The 4,974-nt window shown below is 68.2% G+C and carries 5 protein-coding genes; 3 read left to right on the plus strand and 2 right to left on the minus strand.

The window, feature by feature from the left end; genetic code table 11:
* Positions 1-98: 98 nt before the first annotated feature.
* On the minus strand, positions 99-1,025 hold the full coding sequence (locus tag BQ8420_RS12900) for a ribonuclease Z (protein ID WP_087098757.1): 927 nt from the start codon (positions 1,023-1,025) through the stop codon (positions 99-101).
* Positions 1,026-1,286: 261 nt separating this feature from the next.
* On the opposite strand from BQ8420_RS12900, the gene BQ8420_RS12905 reads away from it, so the two are divergent.
* The 3 genes from BQ8420_RS12905 to BQ8420_RS12915 all read left to right on the plus strand — a co-directional run bounded on the left by BQ8420_RS12905 (position 1,287) and on the right by BQ8420_RS12915 (position 4,292).
* Positions 1,287-2,303, plus strand: a complete 1,017-nt coding sequence (locus BQ8420_RS12905; RefSeq protein ID WP_087098749.1) for a DUF2804 domain-containing protein — start codon at positions 1,287-1,289, stop codon at positions 2,301-2,303.
* 259 nt (positions 2,304-2,562) lie between these two features.
* Positions 2,563-4,179, plus strand: coding sequence for a sodium-dependent transporter (locus BQ8420_RS12910; protein WP_087098751.1), 1,617 nt, complete (start codon positions 2,563-2,565; stop codon positions 4,177-4,179).
* Entirely contained in the window at positions 4,179-4,292 is a 114-nt protein-coding gene (locus tag BQ8420_RS12915) for a methionine/alanine import family NSS transporter small subunit (RefSeq protein WP_087098753.1), read from the plus strand. The genes BQ8420_RS12910 and BQ8420_RS12915 overlap by 1 nt, the downstream gene beginning before the upstream one ends.
* Positions 4,293-4,353: 61 nt before the next feature.
* On the opposite strand, the gene BQ8420_RS12920 is transcribed toward BQ8420_RS12915, so the two are convergent.
* On the minus strand, positions 4,354-4,896 hold the full coding sequence (locus tag BQ8420_RS12920) for a type 1 glutamine amidotransferase domain-containing protein (protein WP_087098755.1): 543 nt from the start codon (positions 4,894-4,896) through the stop codon (positions 4,354-4,356).
* Between the last annotated feature and the right edge of the window lie 78 nt (positions 4,897-4,974).

Here is a 4,974-nt window from a genome sequence, read left to right on the forward strand (position 1 = left end):
ACCTCGCCCCGCCCGAGGAACCGCCCCTCAGGTGAGAGTGCCCCCGGTCAGAGGCGGAACCGCGCCCACCCACCGACGCGCCCGAGCGTTCCCGCGCCTCAGCGTCGGGCCGGCAACGCGATCCGGTCCAGGTCGGCCGCGAGCACCACCGGCCCGTCGAACTCCTCGGCGGCCTGGGCCACGAACAACCCTTCCTGGTCCTGTTCGTAGCGCTCCGACAGGTGGGTGAGCACCAACAGGCGCACCCCCGCCCGCGCGGCGATCCGCCCCGCCCGCCGGGCCGTCAGATGCCCGTTGCGGGTCGCCCAACTCTCGTGCTCGTCCAGGTAGGTCGACTCGATCACCAGCATGTCCGCGCCTTGTGCCAGCTCCACGGCCTGTTCGCACTCGCCGGTGTCCATCACGAACGCGAACACCTGTCCGGGTCGGGGTCGGGCGCACTCGGCCAACTCCACCGTGCGTCCCCGCACCCGGATGCTTCCCTGGCGCTGCAAACGGGCGATGTCGGGCCCGCGCACCCCGAAGTGCGCCAAACGCTCGGGCAGCATCCGCCACCCGTCCGGTTCGACCAACCGGTACCCGTAGGTGGGCACCGAGTGGCGCAACGGCAACGCCGTGACGGTGAACGGCTCGTCCTGGCCCAGCACGCAACCGCCCGCACCGCCCACCGGTTGGGGCACGATCACGTCGGTGTCCACGAAGGAGGTGGCGTGCCGCAACCGATCCCAGTACTCCTGGCCCGCACTCGGGTAGGCGGCCCGCACGGGGTGGGGCACCTGATCCCGGGCGATGCGCTGCACGATGCCCGGCAGTCCCAGGCTGTGGTCGCCGTGGAAGTGGGTCACACAGATCCGGGTGATGTCGGAGGCCGCGAGCCCCACCATGCGCATCTGTCGCTGGGTACCCTCACCGGGGTCGAACAGCACCCCCTGACCACCCCAGCGCAGGAAATACCCGTTGTGGTTGCGCCGACGGGTGGGCACCGCACTGGAACTGCCCAAGATCACGAGTTCACGTACCGACATGGACCGCATTGTGCCATTTCCTCGGCGCTCCACCCGTCTCGAACACCGCGTCCCCCGCACGTGTCCACCTCGCGCCCCACCGCCCCGCCCGCACCCTTCCCGGCTGATCCACGTCCGCCCGGGGCGCCCACGGATCTTGGCCCGGGCACCGGCACGGGGCGCGTGCCCTCTTCCAGGACGATCCCGCCCCCACACTCGCGCCACACCGGCCACACCCGCCCCGCCACGCACCCGACGTCGCAGGCCTTAGGCTTGACGGCCATGCCCACACACGAACGCGAGATCACCTCACCCGTGGACCTGTGCACCCCCCAGGGGCGCCTGAACCCCGAGGCGGTGGGCTGGTCACGCACCCCACTGCACCGCACCCACATCCCCGGCTGGTCACGCACCAAACGCTGGGAATACTGGTGCGTGAGCACCCCCACCCACCTGATCGCCATCACCGTCGCCGACATCGACTACCTGGGCCTGACCTCGATCTACCTCCTGGACCACGCGGACCCCACCACACCCGTGGAGATCTCCCGCACCGCGCTGCGCCCCCTGGGCCACGGGGTGCGCGTGCCCGACAGTCTGGGCGAGGGCCCCACCGCGGCCCTGGGCCCCATCCGCGCCCACATCGACGACACCCCCGCCGGCACCCGCCTGCGCTTTTCCTGCACCACCGACCACGGCCCCCTGCACGCCGACCTGCTCATCACCTCGCCCCCGGGCCACGAATCCATGAGCGTGGTCATCCCCTGGAGCCCCACCCGCTTCCAGTACACCTCCAAGAACACCGCCCTGCCCGCCTCGGGCACCGTGCGCCTGGGCGAGCACACCTACGACTTCACCGACGCCTTCGGCGTACTGGACCACGGCCGTGGCCGCTGGCCCTACGACATCAACTGGAACTGGGGCGCCGCCGCCGGACACACCGACGGCCACACCCTGGGCCTACAGTTCGGCGGCCAATGGACCCAGGGCACCGGACTGACCGAGAACGCCCTGTGCGTGGACGGGCACCTCACCAAGATCGGAGAGGAACTCGTCTGGGACTACGATCCCGAGAACTTCCTCGCCCCCTGGCACCTGTACACCCCCGCCTCCGACAAGGTCGACGTGGTCTTCACCCCCTTCCACGAACGCGTCGACCGCACCGACACCGGCCTGATCGTCAGCGACACCCACCAGTGCTTCGGCCACTACCGGGGCACCGTGCGCACCGACGAGGGCACCACCCTGACCGTGAAAGACCTGAACGGCTTCGCCGAACAGGTCCACATGCGCTGGTGACCCTCAAGGGCGCGCACCCCGCACACCGTGCGCGCCCCCACCGGGCCCCGCACGCGAGGGCCCCGAGCACAGCCGATCTGAACACACCCGGTTAGCGCCCCTTGGCTCCCCCACCCCCACACCGACCCAAGACAAAACGACACCAAAAGCCCCTACAGAAACGACATCCAGCCACCAGACCAGCCGCAACGATGCTCGAACAACCAAATCCTGCTACCGTGCGGGTCGCGAACTACGGGATGATTTAGGAGACCTGAACATGGGGCAACAGCCTCGCGAGCAATGGGGAACACGCGCGGGATTCCTCATGGCCGCGATCGGATCGGCCATCGGACTGGGCAACATCTGGCGATTCCCCTACGTCGCCTATGAGAACGGGGGCGGAGCCTTCCTCCTGCCCTACCTCATCGCGATGCTCACCGCCGGCATCCCGCTGCTCATCCTCGAATACAGCATCGGCCACCGGTACCGCTCCTCAGCGCCCCTGTCCTACCGGCGCATCTGGCGCCCCGCCGAAGCCCTGGGCTGGTGGCAGGTGGCCATCTGCTTCGTGGTGGCCATCTACTACGCCGTCATCATCGCCTGGTCGATCCGCTACACCTGGTTCTCCATCACCCAGGCCTGGGGCGATGACCCCGACGGGTTCTTCTTCAACGACTTCCTCCAAATGAACCCCGAACCCGGACTGGTCTCGGGTTACGTCTCCGGGGTCGCCTGGCCGCTCATCGGCGTGTGGGTCCTGACCCTGGCCATCCTCATCATCGGCGTGCGCCGCGGCATCGAGATCATCAACAGGATCACCATCCCCCTACTCGTGGTCCTGTTCGCCATCATGGTCATCCAAGCGCTGACCCTGGACGGCGCGATCACCGGCCTGGACGCCTTCTTCACACCCGACTGGCAGGCCATGCTCACCGGCAAGGTGTGGATCGCCGCCTACGGACACGTGTTCTTCTCACTGTCCATCGGCTTCGCCATCATGGTCACCTACGCCTCCTACCTCAAGCGCAAGGCCAACCTGACCGGATCGGCCATGGTCGCCGGATTCGCCAACGCCTCCTTCGAGCTCCTGGCCGGCATCGGCGTCTTCGCCGCCCTCGGGTTCATGGCCACCGCCGCCGGCACCGCCGTCGACGAAGTCGCCACATCCGGCATCGGACTGGCCTTCGTCGCCTTCCCACAGATCATCTCCAGCCTGCCCTTCGGCGGGCCCCTGTTCGGCGTACTGTTCTTCGCCTGCCTGTCCATCGCCGGCGTCACCTCACTGATCAGCATCGTCCAGGTCATCATCTCCGCCGTCCAGGACCGCACCGGACTGGGCCGCACCCAGACCGTGGCCCTGGTCGGCGGCGCCACCGCCCTGGCCTCGATCCTGCTCTTCCCCACCCACGAGGGACTGCACTTCCTCGACGTCTTCGACCGCTTCATCAACCAGTACGGCATCGCACTGGCCGGCCTGGTCCTGGTCATCTTCGTCTCCTGGGGCGTGCGCCGACTCAAGCTCTTCCAGGCCCACGCCAACGCCGTCTCCTCCATCCACCTGGGCACCTGGTGGCGCATCACCCTGGGAGCCATCACCCCGATCCTGCTCGGCATCATGATGTGGGACAGCCTGCGCATCGAACTCACCGAGAACTACGAGGGCTACCCGACCGGGTTCCTGCTGGCCGCCGGATGGGGCGTGGCCATCGGCGCCATCGTCTTCGGCATCATCGTGGCCTGCTTCCCCTGGAAGAGGGCCGACGCCATCGCCCGCGACGACGCCGCCCGCCACCAGAGTGAGGACGAGCAGACACCCGTTCAGTTGGAAGAGCCCGAACAGGTCGGCATCGACCCCGCCACCGACAACGCCCATGACAAGGAAGGGGACCGCTGATGTCCACCAGCGCCATCGTCATGATGGTCATCTCCATCGCCGTGCTCTGGGGCGGCCTGGTCGCGGCGGTGGTGCACCTGCGCCGCCACCCCGACGACCCCGAAGCCGAGTAAGACCCCGAAAAAGATGGTGGGGCCACCCGATCCGATCGGGTGGCCCCACCTCATTTTTCCCTCAGCCCGCGAACTCGCGCACGATACGCGCACAGAACGCCGGTAGGTCACCGGGATCACGGCTGGTGGTGACACCGTGATCGGTGACCACCTCCTCCTCCACCACCGTGCCCCCCGCGTTACGGATGTCGGTACGGATACTGGGATAGGAGGTCACGGTACGCCCGCGCACCACATCGGCCTCCACCAGGATCCAGGGCCCGTGACAAATCGCCGCCACCGGCTTCCCCCCGGCCACGAAGTCACGCACGAACGACACCGCGTCACTGTCAGCACGCAGATTATCGGGGTTGACCGTGCCACCCGGCACCACCAGGGCGTCGTAGTCATCCACCCCCACACCGGCCACCTCACGGTCCACATCGAACCGATCGGCCGGCTCGATGTCCCCGTTCATCGCCTGGATCGACCCCGCTTTCAGCGACACCAACTCCACCCGGGCCCCCGCCTCGGTCAGAGCCCGACGAGGCTCCACCAACTCCACCTGCTCGACCCCATCGGCGGCCAAAATCGCCACCGTCCGGCCGTTGAGCTCTCCAGCCATGGCCTCCCCCAACCAAAGTCACGCTCGCCGGGACCCCCAACCGCGAGGCCCCCTGCCACGTCGACCGCCCTACCCGCC

It is taken from the genome of Nocardiopsis sp. JB363 (assembly GCF_900143625.1).
In the GTDB taxonomy this organism is placed as follows: domain Bacteria; phylum Actinomycetota; class Actinomycetes; order Streptosporangiales; family Streptosporangiaceae; genus Nocardiopsis.

What these genes read in the sequence shown, in the direction of transcription:
- BQ8420_RS12920 (WP_087098755.1), bottom strand. Translation starts at nt 4,896, where the DNA reads ATGGCTGGAGAGCTCAACGGCCGGACGGTGGCGATTTTGGCCGCCGAT.
- BQ8420_RS12900 (WP_087098757.1), bottom strand. Translation starts at nt 1,025, where the DNA reads ATGTCGGTACGTGAACTCGTGATCTTGGGCAGTTCCAGTGCGGTGCCC.
- BQ8420_RS12910 (WP_087098751.1), top strand. Translation starts at nt 2,563, where the DNA reads ATGGGGCAACAGCCTCGCGAGCAATGGGGAACACGCGCGGGATTCCTC.
- BQ8420_RS12915 (WP_087098753.1), top strand. Translation starts at nt 4,179, where the DNA reads ATGTCCACCAGCGCCATCGTCATGATGGTCATCTCCATCGCCGTGCTC.
- BQ8420_RS12905 (WP_087098749.1), top strand. Translation starts at nt 1,287, where the DNA reads ATGCCCACACACGAACGCGAGATCACCTCACCCGTGGACCTGTGCACC.